The sequence below is a fragment of the Thermomonas sp. genome (genome assembly GCF_047606765.1).
Taxonomy (GTDB): Bacteria; Pseudomonadota; Gammaproteobacteria; order Xanthomonadales; family Xanthomonadaceae; genus Thermomonas.
Genome location: NZ_JASGED010000018.1, coordinates 14,988 through 31,068, shown reverse-complemented (window position 1 = coordinate 31,068; position 16,081 = coordinate 14,988). Strand labels below are relative to the sequence as shown.

The following is a 16,081-nucleotide window of genomic DNA, read 5'->3' as shown; positions in this document are numbered from 1 at the left end:
GCCGGGGCGCACCATGTCCAGCCAGGTCTGCGGTGCGTGCAGCACGCCGCCGGAATTGGCGAGATGGCGGATCGGCATCGGCGCACCGATGCGTTCGAAATGCGCGCAGGCTTCAAGGAAGCGTTCCAGTTGCAGCGCGGTCATCGGCGATACCGGATCGTCGGCGCAGGCCAGATGCGAATACACGCCCTTGACCCTGCACCAGCGCGAGGCCACCGCCGCTTCCACCAGCGGGCCGCTGGAATAGGCATGCACGCCGATCCGCTCCATGCCGGTGTCGATCTTCAGATGGATCGTCGCCTTGCGCCCCAGCGACTGCGCCGCGACTTCCACCTGCCGCAGCTTGTCGATGGAGGACACGGTGATTTCCAGATCATGCTGGATCAGTTGCGCAACCTGCCGCCCGAGGATGCCGCCCAGCACCAGGATCGGCGCGACGATGCCGGCGCGGCGCAAGGCCACGCCTTCTTCGACGAAGGCCACGCCCAACTGCTCCGCGCCCTGTGCCTGCAACTGGTGCGCCACCGGCACCAGCCCGTGGCCGTAGGCATTGGCCTTGACGATGGCCATCACCGGCACGCCCACGCGCGCACGGATCGCACGCAGGTTGTCGCCCAGCACGCCCAGATCCACCACGATGCGGGTCGGGCGTTCGCTCATCAGCTCGCTCATGGGGCGCTATTCGACCACGCGCGCCCGCGCCTGCCTAGCCGCCACCGGGCATGGGCTTATTCGAAGCTGCCCATGGTGTCGTGCGCGAGGTTGTCGAACCGGGTGTATTCGCCGAAGAACTTCAGCTTGAAACTGCCGACTTCGCCGTTACGGTGCTTGCCGATGATGATTTCGGCCAGCCCCTTGTCCGGCGAGTTTTCCTTGTTGTAGTACTCGTCGCGGTAGATGAAGACGATCATGTCCGCGTCCTGCTCGATCGCACCGGATTCGCGCAGGTCGGCCATTACCGGGCGCTTGTCTGTGCGGGTTTCCAGCGAGCGGTTGAGCTGGCTCAATGCGATCACCGGCACGTTCAATTCCTTCGCCAGCGCCTTCAGCGAACGGCTGATCTCGGAGATTTCGGTCGCACGGTTCTCGTTGTTGCCCGGCACCTGCATCAGCTGCAGGTAGTCGATCACGATCAGGCCAAGATCATGTTCGCGCTTGAGTCGGCGCGACTTGGCGCGCAGCACATCGGGCGACAGCGCCGGGGTGTCGTCGATGAACACGCGGGTATCGCGCAGCAGGCCGATGGCACTGTTCACGCGCGGCCAGTCTTCGTCTTCCAGCTCGCCGGTTTTCAGACGCCGGGCATTGACCCGCCCCAGCGAGGAGATCAGGCGCATCGCCAACTGGTCGGCGGACATTTCCATCGAGAACACCGCCACGGCCTTCTTCGATTGCAAGGCGGCATATTCGGCAATGTTCAGCGCCAGCGTGGTTTTGCCCATCGCCGGGCGCGCCGCAAGGATGATGAGGTCGGTGGGTTGCAGGCCGGCCGTCATCTGGTCGAACTCGGCATAGCCGGTGGGCAGGCCGGTGATGCCACCACCATTCTCAAAACGCTTTTGCACCAGGTCGAATGCATGATGCAGCGCCTTGCGGATCGGTATGAAATCCTGTTTGCCGCGCGCATGGCCTTCGGCGATGGCAAACACGTCCTGCTCGGCCTTGGCCAGCAACTCCGCGCTGTCGCGCCCTTCCGGCTGGAAGCCGTCATTGACGATGGCGGTGCCAACATCGATCAGCTTCCGCTGGATCGCCTTGTCGCGCACGATTTCGGCATAGGCCATGATGTTGGCCGCGCTGGGCGTGCTGGATGCCAGCTCCACCAGATAGGCACCACCTGCCACCTGCTCCGACAATCCCTGCGAATCGAACCACTCGCCCACCGTCACCGCATCGCAGGGGCGTCTTTTTTCCACCAACTCGCGGATGGCGCGGTAGATCAATTGATGGTCACGGCGGTAAAAATCTTCGTCGATCAGTTGCCCGGCCACCCTGTCGAAGGCCATCGGGTCCAGCATCAATCCGCCCAGCACCGCCTGCTCGGCTTCCACCGACTGCGGCGGCACCCGCAACTGCTCCACGCGCTGGTCGTTGCGGGTCTGGAAGCTGGAACGGGCGTTCATCGGCATCGAAAATCCCTGCGGCGCATCACGTTGGTGCGCTGGCTGGTTGTGTGGAGTGGCGTTGGTCATCGTAGCCCCACCCTCCGCACAGGCGTTGCAGACAAGTCGTGGGAAAACCTGTGGATAAGATTGTGCGTGCGGTCTGTCTCATGGGATGAGATGCCGCTGCTTCGTAGGCGTGGAGCTCTTGCTCCACGCATGGCGTGCAGGGATGTGCCGAGCAAGCTCGGCACCTACGAAATCAAAGATGGCGTGCACCCGTAGGCGTGGAGCTTGCTCCACGCATGGCGTGCGGGGATGTGCCGAGCAAGCTCGGCACCTACGGATCAGCGACCAGTTACCCTGCCCCACAAACAGAACGGGCGCCTTTCGGCGCCCGTCCCGTGCATTGCAGTGCGGAGGGCTTACGCCGCGTCCGGCACCACGACCACCTTGACGGTGGATTCGACGTCGGCGTGCAGATGCACCAGCACTTCGAACTCGCCGGTGTGGCGCAGCGGGCCTTCGCCCATCACCACTTCCGACTTGCCCACTTCCACGCCCAGCTGCTTGGTGATGGCCTCGGCGATTTCGCGCGGGCCGACCGAGCCGTACAGCTTGCCTTCGGTGGAAGCGTTGGCGCTGACCGTGACGCTGGCGTCATTCAGCTTGCCCTGACGGGCGTTGGCGGCATCCAGCGATGCCTGTGCCTTGGCTTCGTACTCGGCGCGCTTGGCTTCGAACTCGGCCAGGTTGGCGGCGGTCGCCGGCACGGCCTTGCCCTGCGGCACCAGGAAATTGCGGCCATAGCCCGGCTTCACATCGACCTTGTCGCCGAGGTTGCCGAGGTTCACGACCTTCTGCAGGAGGATCAGTTGCATGGTGTTGCTCCGTATTCGTTAGCAGGCTTTGCCCGCAACGTGTGCTGTCCGAATGGACGGGATTTGTAGGGGCAGGCCCCTGTGCCTGCCCGATCTTTTGCGCGCAGGGCAGGCACGGTGGCCTGCCCCTACGCAAGCAATCAGACGTTGTGGTTATCCGTGTACGGGATCAGAGCCAGGAAGCGGGCGCGCTTCACGGCGCTCTGCAGCTGGCGCTGGTACTTGGACTTGGTGCCGGTGATGCGGCTCGGCACGATCTTGCCGGTCTCGGTCAGGTACTGGCGCAGGGTGTTGAGATCCTTGTAGTCGATCTCGGTCACGCCTTCGGCGGTGAACTTGCAGAACTTGCGGCGACGGAAGAACTTGGACATGTGCGTGCTCCTTTAGGCGGCTTCGGCGGAATCGGAATCGCCAGTGCCGATGGCACTGTCGCTCTCGTCGTCGCGGCGGCGGCGCTCGCCACGCTCCGGCTTGTCACCCTTCTCGTCCTTGTTCTTCATGATCAGGGACTGCTCGGTCACCGCATCGTCGCGGCGCATCACCAAATGGCGCAGCACGGCGTCGTTGAAGCGGAAGCCATCGACCAGCTCGTCCAGGACGGCCTGCTCGGCTTCGATGTTCAACAGCACGTAATGGGCCTTGACCAGGTTCTGGATCGGGTAGGCCAGTTGGCGACGGCCCCAGTCTTCCAGGCGGTGGATGGTGCCGTTGCCGGCTTCGATCGCGCTCTTGTAGCGCTCGATCATGGCAGGCACCTGCTCGCTCTGGTCCGGGTGGACCAGGAACACGATTTCGTAATGACGCATTGTGTTTTCCTTGTGGATATCAACCGGCGCAGGGCCGGCATGGGATAGCCCTCGGCCACCTGGCTGCATGCAGCGGGCGCGTTCGGGCAAGGTCTCCCGCGGGGCGGGAGCCGGCCATTATGCACGAATCAATGACTTAGGCGCAATTTTCAGCTTTTTCTCCTTCTCCCCTGCTTGCGGGGGAGAAGAGCCTGCCCCCGCGAAGGCGGGGGTGCCGCGGAGCTTGCCCCCGAATGATCTTGTCGGGGGCGGATGAGGGGGAGCGCCGTCAGGCCGCCTTGTCCGCGTCCGTGGTGAAGCTCTCGCCGCAGCCGCACTCGCCGGCCACGTTGGGGTTCCTGAACACGAATTGCTCGTTCAGGCCCTGCTTGATGAAGTCGATCTGGGTGCCATCGACCATCGGCAGGCTGGCGGCATCCACATAGATGCGCACGCCATCGGCATCGAACACCACGTCGCCATCGGCCTGCTCGCGGGCCATGTCCACCTTGTAGCCCCAGCCGGAGCAACCGGTGCGGGACACGCCAAAGCGCAGGCCCAGCAATGCGGGATCGGCATCAAGATAACCGCGGATGCGGGCGCGGGCGGAATCGCTGAGGGTAACGGCCATGCGCGTGATCTTAATGGAGATGCAGCAGCTCCGGTAAACTGCACGGCCTCTTCAGGCTTGCAGCGCAGGATTTCAAGATGACGACAATGTCGGTGGCTCAGGCGCTTGCCGGGCATGCACCCGAGGGCGGACAGGTCACGGTCAAGGGCTGGGTGCGCACCCGCCGCGATTCCAAGGCCGGGCTGAGCTTCGTCAACGTCAGCGACGGTTCCTGCTTCGCGCCGATCCAGGTGGTCGCGCCGCACACGCTTGCCAATTACGAATCCGAAGTGAAGCATCTGACCACCGGCTGCGCCGTGGTCTGCACCGGCACGCTGGTGAAGTCGCAAGGTCAGGGCCAGAGCTTCGAGGTGCAGGCATCCAGCGTCGAAGTGGTCGGCTGGGTGGAAGACCCGCTGACCTACCCGATGCAGCCCAAGCAACATTCGCTGGAATACCTGCGCGAGTTCGCCCACCTGCGCCCGCGCACCAACCTGTTCGGCGCGGTGACGCGCATCCGCCACTGCCTTGCGCAGGCGGTGCATCGGTTCTTTCACGAGCGCGGCTTCTACTGGATTTCCACACCCATCATCACCACCAGCGACGCCGAAGGCGCGGGCCAGATGTTCCGCGTCTCCACGCTGGACATGGCCAACCTGCCGCGCAACGACAGGGGAGAGGTGGATTTCAGCCGCGATTTCTTCGGCAAGGAAACCTTCCTCACCGTGTCCGGCCAGCTCAACGTCGAGGCCTACTGCCTCAGCCTGAGCAAGGTCTATACCTTCGGCCCGACCTTCCGCGCCGAGAACAGCAACACCACCCGGCACCTGGCCGAGTTCTGGATGATCGAGCCGGAGATCGCCTTCGCCGACCTGAACGACGACGCCAATCTCGCCGAGGATTTCCTCAAGTACCTGTTCAAGGCGGTGCTGGACGAGCGTGGTGACGACATGGCCTTCATCGCCGAGCGCGTGCAGCAAGACGCGATCACCCGCCTTGAAGGTTTCATCAACGCGCCGTTCGAACGCATCGACTACACCGATGCAGTGTCGCTGCTGCAGAAGTCCGGCAGGAAGTTCGAGTTCCCGGTCGAATGGGGCCTGGACCTGCAGACCGAACACGAGCGCTGGTTGACCGAGGAACACGTCGGTCGCCCGGTGGTGGTCATGAACTACCCGGAGCAGATCAAGGCCTTCTACATGCGCATCAACGATGACGGCAAAACCGTCGCCGCGATGGACGTGCTGGCCCCCGGCATCGGTGAAATCATCGGCGGCAGCCAGCGCGAGGAACGCCTCGATGTGCTGGATGCGCGCATGGCGCAGTTCGGCCTCGACCCGGCGCACTACGGCTGGTATCGCGACTTCCGCCGCTACGGCACGGTGCCGCACGCGGGCTTTGGCTTGGGCTTCGAACGGCTGGTGGTGTACGTGTGCGGGCTTGCCAATATCCGCGACGCCATCGCCTATCCGCGCGCACCGGGCAGCGCCGAGTTCTGATTCGATCATGGATGCCGACCTGATCCTGTTCCTCGCGCTGACCGCATTCGCGATCGCCATCGCGGGTGCAACCGCCTTCGTGATCTTCTGGCCACTGACGCTGGTACACATCCGCGACCGCCATCCGCAGATCACCGCGCAGCTTGGCGAAGGCGCGTTCCTGAAACCGAAGGCGCTGTGGTGGCTGCTCTCCGGCGCGTATCGCACAACCCCGGATCGCGGCCTGTCCGGGCTGGCAACGCCGTCGCGGATTTCGCTGCTGGTGATCCTTGGCGGCATCGCGATGGGCGGCATCCTGTGGATCATCGGGAACGCATTGGCATGAACGACGCGCGCGACAGCTGGTGGCTGGCAACGCTGGGGCTGACCATCGTGTGGGCGCGCCTGCGCGAGCGCGAGGCCGGCACCGCCGAAGTCTTCGACAGCGACGGCACCACCCTGCCCTACGACAGCGTGGACACCGCCCGCGCGGCGCTGCTGGATGCGGAGTTCGTGGAATACGACGGACTGGACGAGGAAGACGCGCTGCTGCGCGGGTTCTCGCTGCATGAGGTCACGCCGCCGCAAGCGCGTGACGATGACGCATTGCGTGGATTGATGGTGCAAAGCCTGGGAGGGCGCACGTGACCTCGATGTACCAACCGCGCGTCTTCGTCGGTACAGATCTCGTGCAGCTCGATGCCCTGTTCGCCGCCGATCCGTTCGCCACCCTGGTCACGCAGGACGACACCGGAGCGCCGTTCGCCTCGCACCTGCCGCTGCTCTACCACCGCGATGGCGACCGCGTCCTCGTTGAAGGCCACTGGGCGAGACCGAACCCGCAGGCACGACATGCAGGCGATGCGTTGCTGATCGTGCACGGGCCGCATGCCTACGTTTCGCCGGGCTGGTACCCGGACAAGCTTGAAGCCGGTCGCGTGCCGACGTGGAACTATACCGTGGCGCACCTGCGCGGCCGACTGGACACGTTCGATGACGAAGCGTCGCTGGGCGACCTCGTTGCACGCCTGAGCCGGCATTTCGAGGATACCGTCGGCGGCGACTGGGAATTTGATCCCGCGGATGCACGGCAACACACCCTGCTGCGCGGCATCGTCGGCTTCCGTTTCGTACCGAACCGGATCGACATCAAGCTCAAGTTGAGCCAGAACCATCCGCTGGGGAACCGGCATGCGGTGATCGACGCGCTGTCGTCGCAGGAGATGGACGACGCCCGTGCCGTCGCCGCACTGATGCGCACCACTCTGCCCTGAGGAACTGCACACGATGGATTTGAACCTGTCCGGCAAGCACGCGCTGGTCTGCGGCGGCTCCGAAGGCATTGGCCGCGCTGCCGCCATTGAACTTGCGCAACTTGGGGCGAGCGTCACCCTGCTTGCGCGCCGCGAAGCCGCACTGCGCGACACCGTATCCGCCCTGCCCGCTGCGCACGGCCAAACCCACGGCCATCTGGTCGCGGACATGGCCGATGCCGCTGCATTGCGTGCTTCGGTGGAAACACTGGCCACGCGGCAACCGGTGCATATCCTCATCAACAACACCGGCGGGCCACCGGGCGGCGCTGCCCATGCCGCCGGCATCGACGCCTATCTCGACGCCTTCCACAAGCACCTAATCGCAGGCCAGACGCTGGTGCAGGCCGTGTTGCCCGGCATGCGCGCGGCGCGCTGGGGCCGCATCGTCAACGTCATTTCCACCTCGGTCTATGAGCCGATTCCGAATCTTGGCGTGTCCAACACGATTCGCGGCGCGGTGGCGAGCTGGGCCAAGACCATTTCACGCGAATTGGCCGGCGACGGCATCACCGTCAACAACGTGCTGCCCGGCTACACCCGCACCCAGCGGCTGGACCAGATTCTTGCCGATCGCAGTGCGGCTTCCGGCAAAACGCAGGACGAAGTTGCGCAGGGCATGCTGGCAACGGTGCCCGTGGGTCGCTTTGCCGAACCACACGAAACCGGCGGCGTGATCGCCTTCCTGTGCGCGCCGGCGGCAGGCTACGTCAACGGCCAGTCGATCGCGGTGGACGGCGGGCGGATGCAGTCGATCTGACGCGGTAAGCTTGGCGGATGCAGCGCTTCGGACATGTCATCGGCACACACTGCGGCGAAACCACCAGCACGCGCTGGCTGCCGGTGTTCGACCCCGCCAATGCGCAGCCGTATGCACACGTTGCCGATGGCGGTGCGGCTGATGTCGAAGCGGCGGTGGTCGCCGCCAGTGCCGCTGCACCAGGCTGGGCCGCACTGCGCAGCAGCGAACGCGCCCGCCTTCTGGAACGGCTGGCCGATGCACTGGAAGCACGGCTGGATGATTTCGCACGCACCGAAGCCATTGATGCCGGCAAGCCTCTGACGCTGGCGCGTGACATCGAAATCCCGCGCGCCGTTTCCAATCTGCGTTTCTTCGCGCATGCAGCGACACAGTTCGCCAGCGAATCCCATCACGGCGAAGCAGGCATGAATTACACATTGCGCCTGCCGCTGGGCGTGGTCGGCTGCATCAGCCCGTGGAACCTGCCGCTGTACCTGTTCACGTGGAAGATCGCGCCTGCACTGGCTGCCGGCAATGCCGTGGTGGCAAAACCGTCCGAAATCACGCCCGCCACTGCCACCATGCTGGGCGAACTGGCGCTGGAGATTGGCCTGCCGCCGGGCGTGCTCAATATCGTCCACGGTCTGGGGCCAAACGTCGGCGAGCCGCTCATCGCGCATCCGCAGGTGAAGGCCATCTCCTTCACCGGCAGCACCGCCGTAGGCAGGCGCATCGCGGGCATCGCCGGCCCCTTGCTGAAAAAAGTATCGCTGGAACTTGGCGGCAAGAACGCCACGCTGGTGTTTGCCGACAGCGACTGGCGCGCGCATCTCGACACGCTGGTGCGCAGCGCATTCCAGAACAGCGGCCAGATCTGCCTGTGCGGTTCGCGCATATTGGTCGAACACGCGATTTACGACGACTTCCGCACGGCCTTCGTCGAACGCGCAGGCGCGCTACGCCTCGGCGCACCTCTGGAAGCCGGCGCACAACTCGGCCCGATGGTCTCGCAGGCGCAGTTCGACAAGGTGCTGGGCTGCATCGAACGCGCCCGCACGGAAGGCGGCAACGTGCTCTGCGGCGGGCAGGCGCTGGATCGCCCCGGCTGGTTCATCGCACCCACCGTGATCGAAGGTCTTGGCCCGGACTGCGCGACCAACCGCGAGGAAATCTTCGGCCCGGTTGTCACCCTGCAAGCCTTCGACAACGATGACGAGGCATTGACGCTGGCGAATACCTCCGACTACGGCCTGTCCGCCAGCGTGTGGACACGCGATCTTGCCCGCGCGCATCGCCTCGCGGCGCAATTGCGCGTTGGCATCGTCTGGATCAACACATGGCTGATGCGAGACCTGCGCACGCCGTTCGGCGGCAGCGGCGCGTCCGGGCTGGGCCGCGAGGGCGGGCTGGAGGCGATGCGATTCTTCACCGAGCCGCGCAACGTGACAGTGGACATCCCTCAATGAGATTTGCACCCTTGAAGCGATTGGCCCTGGCTTTCGCCATTGCGGCGTTCGCGACGGCTTCCTACGCTTCGCTTACGCCTCCGAACGTTGATGCCAAGAACTCCATCGGCGAGTTCTTCAAGACGTTCAATGCCCAGCCGGACACTTTCGCCGAATACCGCTTCCTGACCAGTCCCGCCGTGCAGCAGGACGAGCAGACACAGAACTTGGCGGCGCAGTTGCTGGCAACCGAACTCAGCTTCCTCGGGCGTCCACTGGAAGCGCTGCGTGGCTTCCCGTTCCGCGGCAGTGACAAGCCGAGTGACGACTTGCCTACAGCATCCGCCTACAAGGACGTGCCCGCAGCGGAGTGGATCGCCGCTCAGGCTGATGACTACCGCGTCGTGATGGTCAACGAGGCGCACCACGTACCGCAGACCCGCGTCCTGACCTTTGCGCTGCTGCAGGCGTTGCGGGCCAGGGGCTATACCCATCTGGCAGTCGAAGCGCTGGCCAACGACGGCAGCGACGCAATGCCCGACGGCTATCCGGTGCGCAAGACCGGCATCTATACCCGCGAGCCCGTCTTTGCGGAACTCCTGCGCGAAGCGCGCAGGCTGGGCTACGTGCTGGCACCTTACGAACCGAACGACGAAGGCGAACAGTCGCAGCAGCAGCGCGAAACCGGGCAGGCACAGGCCATCGCCGACCTGCTTGCCGGTTCGCCTGAGGCGAAGGTACTTGTACACGCTGGCTACGCCCATATTGGCGAGGCAAAAAAAGGCCTGCCCGATGACGCCAGATCGATGGCAATGGAACTGGCCCGGATAAGCGGGCTTGCCCTGCTGACCGTGGATCAGACCTCCACGCGCGCATACGAGGCTGGCGACATCGATACCGTCGGCCAGCAACTGGCGAAACGGTTCGCAGTTGTCGCCCCAAGCGTGCTGGTTGCGCGCGAAGGCGGCGACGCATGGAGTTCCGCGCCCGGTCTTTACGATGTTTCCGTCCTGCTTCCGGCGCAACCTGCCGCGCCCCTGCGTCCCGACTGGCTGACGCTCGGCGGCAAACGACTGCAGGTTGCCATCGACATGACGCCCTGCATCAAGCACCTGCCCTGTCTCGTCGAAGCGCGTTACGCAAATGAAGGCGACGACGCCATCCCCGCCGACCAGTTCCTGATGCTCGCCGCCAGCGAAGCCGGCACACCGCTCTATCTTGCGCCGGGCGACTATCGCCTGCGTCTGCTGGGCAACGATGGCACCACGCTCGCGGAGCGCAAGCTCACCGTCCCGGCACACCCGACTTCAGCCACCAATACTCCATGAACCGACTCGACCACCTGCTGGACAGCAACCGCGCTTGGGCTGAACGCATCTCGCGCGAGGATCCCGGCTTCTTCGAACGCCTGTCGAAGCAGCAGGCACCGAAGTATCTATGGATCGGCTGCTCCGACTCGCGCGTGCCCGCCAACCAGGTGGTGGACCTGACGCCCGGCGAGGTGTTCGTCCATCGCAACATCGCCAACGTGGTCGTGCATACCGACCTCAATTGCCTGTCGGTGATCCAGTTCGCGGTGGACGTGCTGAAGGTGGAGCACATCCTGGTGGTCGGCCATTACGGCTGCGGTGGCGTGCATGCTGCATTGCGCGGCACGCGGCTTGGCCTTGCCGACAACTGGGTGCGCCACGTCACGGATGTCGCCTGCAAACACGCGGGCGTGCTGGATGCAATGGGCGATGCCGAACTGCAACACGACCGCCTGTGTGAACTCAATGCGCTGGAACAGGTGGTCAACGTCTGCCAGACCACCATCGTGCAGGACGCATGGGCGCGCGGACAAAAGCTGACCGTGCATGGCTGGGTCTATACCCTGCGCGATGGCCTGGTGCATGACCTGGGTGTGGACGTGGCCGCACCGGAGTTGCTGGAGCCGCTGTACGCCGCCGCACTGGAACGCATCCGCGCCGACCGGGAGGATCGCTGATGTCGAGCAGCATTAACGCAACCGCCGCGCCGAGGGCCGTCGGCCACTACCCGCATGCACGCCGCGTTGGCAATACGCTGTATCTGTCCGGGATCGGCCCGCGCAATCCTGCGGATGATTCGATCCCAGACGGCATCGAAGCACAGACGCGCGCGGTGTTCGCCAACGTGCGCGCGGTGCTTCAAGCCAGCGACGCACGCTGGGAGGATCTGGTCGATGTCACCGTCTATCTCACCGACATGGCGCGCGACTTCAAGGCCTACAACGCGATCTGGGCCGAGCATTTCCCGGATGCCGCCACCGCGCCCTGCCGCACCACGCTGGGCATCACCGCGCTGCCCACGCCGATTGCCATCGAACTGAAGTGCATCGCCCAAACCTCTCCCCTTCTCCCGCTGGCGGGAGAAGGTGCCGAAGGCGGATGAGGGTGCTGCGCATCGCCGCGATCGCCCTTGCTCCAATTCTCTCTCGAAGGGGGAACATCTGACATGCTGCCCAACTCGATCAACCTGCAAGCGTGGATCGACGAGCATCGCCACCTGCTCAAGCCGCCGGTGGGCAACAAGTGCATCGTTGACGACCACTACATCGTGATGATCGTCGGCGGCCCCAATGCGCGCACCGACTACCACTTCGAGGATGGCCCCGAGTGGTTCTACCAGCTTGAAGGCGAAATGGTGTTGCGCATACAGGAGGACGGCAAGGCGCGCGACATCCCGATCAAGGCCGGCGAGATGTTCTACCTGCCGCCGCACGTCCCGCATTCCCCGCAGCGCATGCCCGGCAGCGTGGGCCTTGTCATCGAACGCAAGCGCCTGCCGCACGAGGACGACGCGCTGATGTGGTTCTGCGTGAGCTGCAATCACAAGCTGTATGAAGAGTTCTTCCACCTTGTCGATATCGAACAGGATTTCTTCCGTGTGTTCGAACGCTTCTATCGTGATGATGCCCTGCGCACCTGCACCCAATGCGGCACGCTGAACCCAAGACCGCAGCGCTATGAGATGGCAGGCACGCAGGCGGATATCACCTGAGGCCACCATGCTCAAGATCGACACCCACGCCCATTACCTGCCGCGCGACTGGCCCGACCTTGCCGCGAAGTACGGCGACAACCGTTTCCCGGTGATCCACCACGGCGGCGATGGCCACCATCGCATCTACAAGGATGGCAAGTTCTTCCGCGAAATCTGGCCGAAGACGTGGGATCCGCAGATCCGCATCGACGACTACACCGGCTTCGGCGTGCAGGTGCAGGTACTCTCGACCGTGCCGGTGATGTTCAGTTACTGGGCGAAGGCGCATCAGGCGCTGGAGCTGCATCGCGCACTGAACGATCACATGGCGCAGACCTGCCGCGAGTTCCCGCGTCATTACGCCGGCATCGGCACGGTGCCGTTGCAGTCGCCATCGCTCGCCGTGCGCGAGCTGGAACGTTGCATGGACGAGCTGGGTTTGCAGGGCGTGCAGATCGGCTCGCATATCGGCGACTGGAATCTGGATGCACCGGAGTTATTCGAGTTCTTCGAAGCCGCCGCAGACCTGGGCGCAGCCATCCTCGTGCATCCGTGGGACATGATGGGCACCGATTCAATGCCGAAGTACTGGCTACCATGGCTGGTCGGCATGCCGGCGGAGCAGTCGCGCGCGGCCTGCTGCCTTGTGTTCGGCGGCGTGCTTGAACGCCTGCCCAAGCTGCGGGTGGCGCTGGCCCACGGTGGCGGCAGCTTCCCCTACACCATCGGCCGCATCGAACACGGCTTCAACATGCGGCCCGATCTGGTCGCCACCGACAACTTCCGCAACCCGCGCGAATACCTGAAGCGGCTGTACTTCGACTCATGGGTGGCCGACGACGCGGCGCTGCGCTACCTGCTTGAGACCTGCGGCACGGATCGGGTAATGCTGGGCACCGATTATCCGTTCCCGCTCGGCGAACAAACGCCGGGCGAAGGCATCGAACGTTTGCATCTTGGCGAAGCCGAACGCGCGCGGCTCTACAACGGCACCGCGCTGGAATGGTTAGGCCTGCCTGCATCGAGGTTTGCATGAGCGATCTGTTTTCCGACGCCTACGCCGCATCGCGCGACGCCGCCGACCCTCTGCGCGGCTTCCGCGATGAGTTCCACCTGCCGTTGCACGACGGCGCGCCGCAGGCCTACTTCGTCGGCAACTCGCTGGGCCTGCAACCAAAGGGCGCACGCGCGCACGTCGAGGAAGTGCTGGACAAGTGGGCGCGCGAGGCGGTGGAAGGCCACTTCACCGGCAGTGCGCAGTGGATGCCCTACCACGAGCTGGTGCGCGAGCCGCTGGCGCGCGTGGTCGGTGCGCAGCCGCAGGAAGTGGTGGCGATGAACTCGCTGACCGCCAACCTGCATTTCATGCTGGTCAGCTTCTATCGCCCGACCCGCGAACGCCCGGCGATCTTGATGGAAGCCGGCAGCTTCCCCTCTGACCGCTATGCGCTGGAATCGCAGATTCGCTTCCACGGCTTCGACCCGGCTACCGACCTGATCGAAGTCGAAGCGGATCAACCTGAGGGCACCGTGTCGATGCAGGCCATCGAACGTGCCATCGCGCAGCACGCGGATCGGCTGGCGCTGGTGCTGTGGCCGGGTGTGCAGTACCGCAGTGGGCAGGCCTTCGACCTGGAGGAAATCGCGCGGCTGGCGCATGCTGCGGGTGCCATTGCCGGCTTCGATTTGGCGCATGCGGTCGGCAACCTGCCCTTGCAGCTGCACGATGCCGATGCCGATTTCGCTGTGTGGTGCCATTACAAGTACATGAACTCGGGGCCGGGGGCGGTGGCCGGCTGCTTCGTCCACGAACGCCATGCGCGCAGCGAACGGCCACGCTTCGCCGGCTGGTGGGGCAATGACAAGGACGTGCGTTTCAAGATGGGCCCGCAGTTCTCGCCCACGCCGGGCGCGGATGGTTGGCAGTTGTCCAATCCGCCGATCCTTGGCCTTGCGCCGCTGCGTGCCGCGCTCGACCAGTTCGACCGCGCCACGATGCCGGCACTGCGCGCAAAGTCGGAACGGCTCACCGGTTATCTGGAACAGTTGATTGATGCCGACCTGCGCGATGTGCTGCAAATCGTGACCCCGCGCGAGCCGGCGCGGCGCGGTTGCCAGCTTTCCATCCGCGTCTTCGGCGGCCGTGAACAAGGACGCAGGCTGTTCGATTTCCTTGCCACTCGCGGCGTGCTCGGCGACTGGCGCGAACCGGACGTGATCCGCATTTCGCCCGCCCCGCTCTACAACACGCATGCCGACGTGCTGCGCTTCGCCCGTACCGTGCAGGAATGGCGCGATGACCGCTGATCGCAACATCACCATCATCGGCGGCGGGCTTGCAGGCGCGCTGCTGGCAACACTGCTGGCCCAGCGCGGCTGGTCGGTGGATGTCTATGAACGACGTGGCGATCCGCGCGTGGAAGGCTATGCCGGCGGGCGCTCGATCAATCTGGCGCTGGCCGAACGCGGTCTGCATGCGCTGCGGCAGGCCGGCGCGGATGGCGAAGTGCTGAAGCAGGCGGTGATGATGCGCGGGCGCTTCGTGCATCCGCTGCACGGCGAGCCTGGCCTGCAACGCTATGGGCGCGATGATTCCGAGGTGATCTGGTCGATCAATCGCGGTGAACTCAACATCGTGCTGCTGGACATTGCCGAATCGCATGGCGCGCGCCTGCACTTCGATCATCGGCTGGATCGGGTGGACTTCATCGACCGCATCGCACACTTCAAGCGCCATGAGGACGATATCGCGCGCCCGTTCCATGCGCTGGTCGGCGCAGACGGTGCCGGCTCCACCCAGCGCGCGGAAATGGCGAAGGTGCAGCCGCTGGGCGAGCGCACCGAGTGGCTCGACCATGGCTACAAGGAACTGGAAATCCCGCCCGCGCTGGACGGCGATTTCCGCATCGAACCAAACGCCCTGCACATCTGGCCACGCGGGCATTACATGTGCATCGCCCTGCCCAATGACGAGCGCACCTTCACCGTCACCCTGTTCATGCCGCACAAGGGCGAATATCCCAGCTTCGAGCAAGTGCAGGATGGCGATGCCGCGCAGGCACTGTTCCAGCGCGACTTCCCCGACACGCTGCCGCTGATCCCCGAGTTGCGCCAGGACTTTGATGCCAACCCGGTCGGCAGTCTCGCCACGCTGTATCTTGACCGCTGGCATCTGGACGGGCGTGCGGTGCTGATTGGCGATGCCGCGCACGCGATGGTGCCCTTCCACGGGCAGGGCATGAACTGCGCCTTCGAGGACTGCGTGGCACTGGCCGAGCACATCGAACGCGCGCCATCGCTGGCTGAAGCCTTCGCTGCGTTCGAGGCGCAGCGCAAGCCGGACGCCGAGGCGATCCAGCAGATGGCGCTGGAGAACTACATCGAGATGCGCGACAAAGTGGACAACGCCGACTACCTGCTGCAACGGCAACTGGAACTGGCCCTGCAGGAACGCCATCCGGGCCGCTTCATCCCGCACTATTCGATGGTCAGTTTCATGCGCATCCCGTATTCGCTTGCCTTGCGGCGCAGCAAAATCCAGCACGAGGTTCTGGTCGAAGCCACGCGCGGGCTGGATTCGCTGGACGGCGTGGATTGGCAGGTGGTGGATGCGGCGGTGCTGGCAAGACTTGAGCCGCTTTAACCAACCCACGAGCGACTGCGAGACCGGCTGGTATTCGCGCAGCCGCATTTCGAGCGGCGCAGCGAATGCCTGCCGGTAG

At 64.6% G+C, this 16,081-nt stretch carries 19 protein-coding genes; 13 read left to right on the top strand and 6 right to left on the bottom strand.

What is annotated here, in order from left to right; genetic code table 11:
- From alr to QM612_RS02040, 6 genes are all read right to left on the bottom strand, one after another.
- Window positions 1–672 (bottom strand): alanine racemase (alr, locus tag QM612_RS02065; protein ID WP_415252234.1); only part of this gene is annotated, 672 nt, incomplete at its 3' end.
- A gap of 56 nt (window positions 673–728) precedes the next feature.
- Window positions 729–2,123 (bottom strand): replicative DNA helicase, encoded by a 1,395-nt coding sequence (locus QM612_RS02060; RefSeq protein ID WP_415252237.1) that lies wholly within the window; start codon window positions 2,121–2,123, stop codon window positions 729–731.
- Window positions 2,124–2,527: 404 nt separating this feature from the next.
- Entirely contained in the window at window positions 2,528–2,983 is a 456-nt protein-coding gene (rplI, locus tag QM612_RS02055) for a 50S ribosomal protein L9 (RefSeq protein ID WP_415252233.1), read from the bottom strand.
- 140 nt (window positions 2,984–3,123) lie between these two features.
- Complete coding sequence (rpsR, locus tag QM612_RS02050) at window positions 3,124–3,354, bottom strand: 30S ribosomal protein S18 (protein ID WP_139714952.1); 231 nt, start codon at window positions 3,352–3,354, stop codon at window positions 3,124–3,126.
- Between the two features lie 12 nt (window positions 3,355–3,366).
- Window positions 3,367–3,789: a 30S ribosomal protein S6 gene (gene rpsF, locus QM612_RS02045; protein ID WP_415252232.1), complete on the bottom strand. Its 423-nt coding sequence runs from the start codon at window positions 3,787–3,789 to the stop codon at window positions 3,367–3,369.
- A gap of 268 nt (window positions 3,790–4,057) precedes the next feature.
- Window positions 4,058–4,399: a HesB/IscA family protein gene (locus QM612_RS02040; RefSeq protein ID WP_415252231.1), complete on the bottom strand. Its 342-nt coding sequence runs from the start codon at window positions 4,397–4,399 to the stop codon at window positions 4,058–4,060.
- A 77-nt stretch (window positions 4,400–4,476) separates the two neighbouring features.
- On the opposite strand from QM612_RS02040, the gene asnS reads away from it, so the two are divergent.
- From asnS to QM612_RS01975, 13 genes are all read left to right on the top strand, one after another.
- Complete coding sequence (gene asnS, locus QM612_RS02035; RefSeq protein WP_415252230.1) at window positions 4,477–5,877, top strand: asparagine--tRNA ligase; 1,401 nt, start codon at window positions 4,477–4,479, stop codon at window positions 5,875–5,877.
- A gap of 19 nt (window positions 5,878–5,896) precedes the next feature.
- Window positions 5,897–6,202 carry a hypothetical protein gene (locus tag QM612_RS02030; RefSeq protein WP_415252236.1) on the top strand — a complete coding sequence of 102 codons (306 nt, stop codon included), beginning with the start codon at window positions 5,897–5,899 and terminating at the stop codon, window positions 6,200–6,202.
- Window positions 6,199–6,504: a hypothetical protein gene (locus QM612_RS02025; protein ID WP_415252229.1), complete on the top strand. Its 306-nt coding sequence runs from the start codon at window positions 6,199–6,201 to the stop codon at window positions 6,502–6,504. The genes QM612_RS02030 and QM612_RS02025 overlap by 4 nt, the downstream gene beginning before the upstream one ends.
- A 5-nt stretch (window positions 6,505–6,509) precedes the next feature.
- Complete coding sequence (locus QM612_RS02020) at window positions 6,510–7,130, top strand: FMN-binding negative transcriptional regulator (protein ID WP_415252235.1); 621 nt, start codon at window positions 6,510–6,512, stop codon at window positions 7,128–7,130.
- Window positions 7,131–7,143: 13 nt separating this feature from the next.
- The gene (locus QM612_RS02015; RefSeq protein ID WP_415252228.1) at window positions 7,144–7,929 is read left to right on the top strand and encodes an SDR family oxidoreductase; all 786 of its coding nucleotides are present in this window, start codon (window positions 7,144–7,146) and stop codon (window positions 7,927–7,929) included.
- 17 nt (window positions 7,930–7,946) lie between these two features.
- Window positions 7,947–9,377 carry an aldehyde dehydrogenase gene (locus QM612_RS02010; protein ID WP_415252227.1) on the top strand — a complete coding sequence of 477 codons (1,431 nt, stop codon included), beginning with the start codon at window positions 7,947–7,949 and terminating at the stop codon, window positions 9,375–9,377.
- Window positions 9,378–9,388: 11 nt separating this feature from the next.
- Window positions 9,389–10,684 (top strand): hypothetical protein, encoded by a 1,296-nt coding sequence (locus QM612_RS02005; RefSeq protein WP_415252226.1) that lies wholly within the window; start codon window positions 9,389–9,391, stop codon window positions 10,682–10,684.
- Complete coding sequence (gene can / locus QM612_RS02000; protein ID WP_415252225.1) at window positions 10,681–11,343, top strand: carbonate dehydratase; 663 nt, start codon at window positions 10,681–10,683, stop codon at window positions 11,341–11,343. Before QM612_RS02005 ends, can begins: the two co-directional genes overlap by 4 nt.
- Window positions 11,343–11,768, top strand: coding sequence for a RidA family protein (locus tag QM612_RS01995; RefSeq protein ID WP_415252224.1), 426 nt, complete (start codon window positions 11,343–11,345; stop codon window positions 11,766–11,768). Before can ends, QM612_RS01995 begins: the two co-directional genes overlap by 1 nt.
- 63 nt (window positions 11,769–11,831) lie before the next feature.
- Window positions 11,832–12,377: a 3-hydroxyanthranilate 3,4-dioxygenase gene (locus QM612_RS01990; protein ID WP_415252223.1), complete on the top strand. Its 546-nt coding sequence runs from the start codon at window positions 11,832–11,834 to the stop codon at window positions 12,375–12,377.
- A gap of 7 nt (window positions 12,378–12,384) precedes the next feature.
- Window positions 12,385–13,395, top strand: coding sequence for an amidohydrolase family protein (locus tag QM612_RS01985; RefSeq protein WP_415252222.1), 1,011 nt, complete (start codon window positions 12,385–12,387; stop codon window positions 13,393–13,395).
- The gene (gene kynU, locus QM612_RS01980; protein WP_415252221.1) at window positions 13,392–14,666 is read left to right on the top strand and encodes a kynureninase; all 1,275 of its coding nucleotides are present in this window, start codon (window positions 13,392–13,394) and stop codon (window positions 14,664–14,666) included. The genes QM612_RS01985 and kynU overlap by 4 nt, the downstream gene beginning before the upstream one ends.
- Window positions 14,656–16,002 (top strand): FAD-dependent oxidoreductase, encoded by a 1,347-nt coding sequence (locus tag QM612_RS01975; RefSeq protein WP_415252220.1) that lies wholly within the window; start codon window positions 14,656–14,658, stop codon window positions 16,000–16,002. Before kynU ends, QM612_RS01975 begins: the two co-directional genes overlap by 11 nt.
- Window positions 16,003–16,081 lie beyond the last annotated feature (79 nt).

What these genes read in the sequence shown, in the direction of transcription:
- rplI (WP_415252233.1), bottom strand. Translation starts at nt 2,983, where the DNA reads ATGCAACTGATCCTCCTGCAGAAGGTCGTGAACCTCGGCAACCTCGGC.
- QM612_RS01995 (WP_415252224.1), top strand. Translation starts at nt 11,343, where the DNA reads ATGTCGAGCAGCATTAACGCAACCGCCGCGCCGAGGGCCGTCGGCCAC.
- rpsF (WP_415252232.1), bottom strand. Translation starts at nt 3,789, where the DNA reads ATGCGTCATTACGAAATCGTGTTCCTGGTCCACCCGGACCAGAGCGAG.
- QM612_RS02060 (WP_415252237.1), bottom strand. Translation starts at nt 2,123, where the DNA reads ATGAACGCCCGTTCCAGCTTCCAGACCCGCAACGACCAGCGCGTGGAG.
- asnS (WP_415252230.1), top strand. Translation starts at nt 4,477, where the DNA reads ATGACGACAATGTCGGTGGCTCAGGCGCTTGCCGGGCATGCACCCGAG.
- QM612_RS01975 (WP_415252220.1), top strand. Translation starts at nt 14,656, where the DNA reads ATGACCGCTGATCGCAACATCACCATCATCGGCGGCGGGCTTGCAGGC.
- QM612_RS02020 (WP_415252235.1), top strand. Translation starts at nt 6,510, where the DNA reads ATGTACCAACCGCGCGTCTTCGTCGGTACAGATCTCGTGCAGCTCGAT.
- QM612_RS02015 (WP_415252228.1), top strand. Translation starts at nt 7,144, where the DNA reads ATGGATTTGAACCTGTCCGGCAAGCACGCGCTGGTCTGCGGCGGCTCC.
- QM612_RS02010 (WP_415252227.1), top strand. Translation starts at nt 7,947, where the DNA reads ATGCAGCGCTTCGGACATGTCATCGGCACACACTGCGGCGAAACCACC.
- rpsR (WP_139714952.1), bottom strand. Translation starts at nt 3,354, where the DNA reads ATGTCCAAGTTCTTCCGTCGCCGCAAGTTCTGCAAGTTCACCGCCGAA.
- can (WP_415252225.1), top strand. Translation starts at nt 10,681, where the DNA reads ATGAACCGACTCGACCACCTGCTGGACAGCAACCGCGCTTGGGCTGAA.
- QM612_RS02040 (WP_415252231.1), bottom strand. Translation starts at nt 4,399, where the DNA reads ATGGCCGTTACCCTCAGCGATTCCGCCCGCGCCCGCATCCGCGGTTAT.
- QM612_RS01985 (WP_415252222.1), top strand. Translation starts at nt 12,385, where the DNA reads ATGCTCAAGATCGACACCCACGCCCATTACCTGCCGCGCGACTGGCCC.
- kynU (WP_415252221.1), top strand. Translation starts at nt 13,392, where the DNA reads ATGAGCGATCTGTTTTCCGACGCCTACGCCGCATCGCGCGACGCCGCC.
- QM612_RS01990 (WP_415252223.1), top strand. Translation starts at nt 11,832, where the DNA reads ATGCTGCCCAACTCGATCAACCTGCAAGCGTGGATCGACGAGCATCGC.
- QM612_RS02025 (WP_415252229.1), top strand. Translation starts at nt 6,199, where the DNA reads ATGAACGACGCGCGCGACAGCTGGTGGCTGGCAACGCTGGGGCTGACC.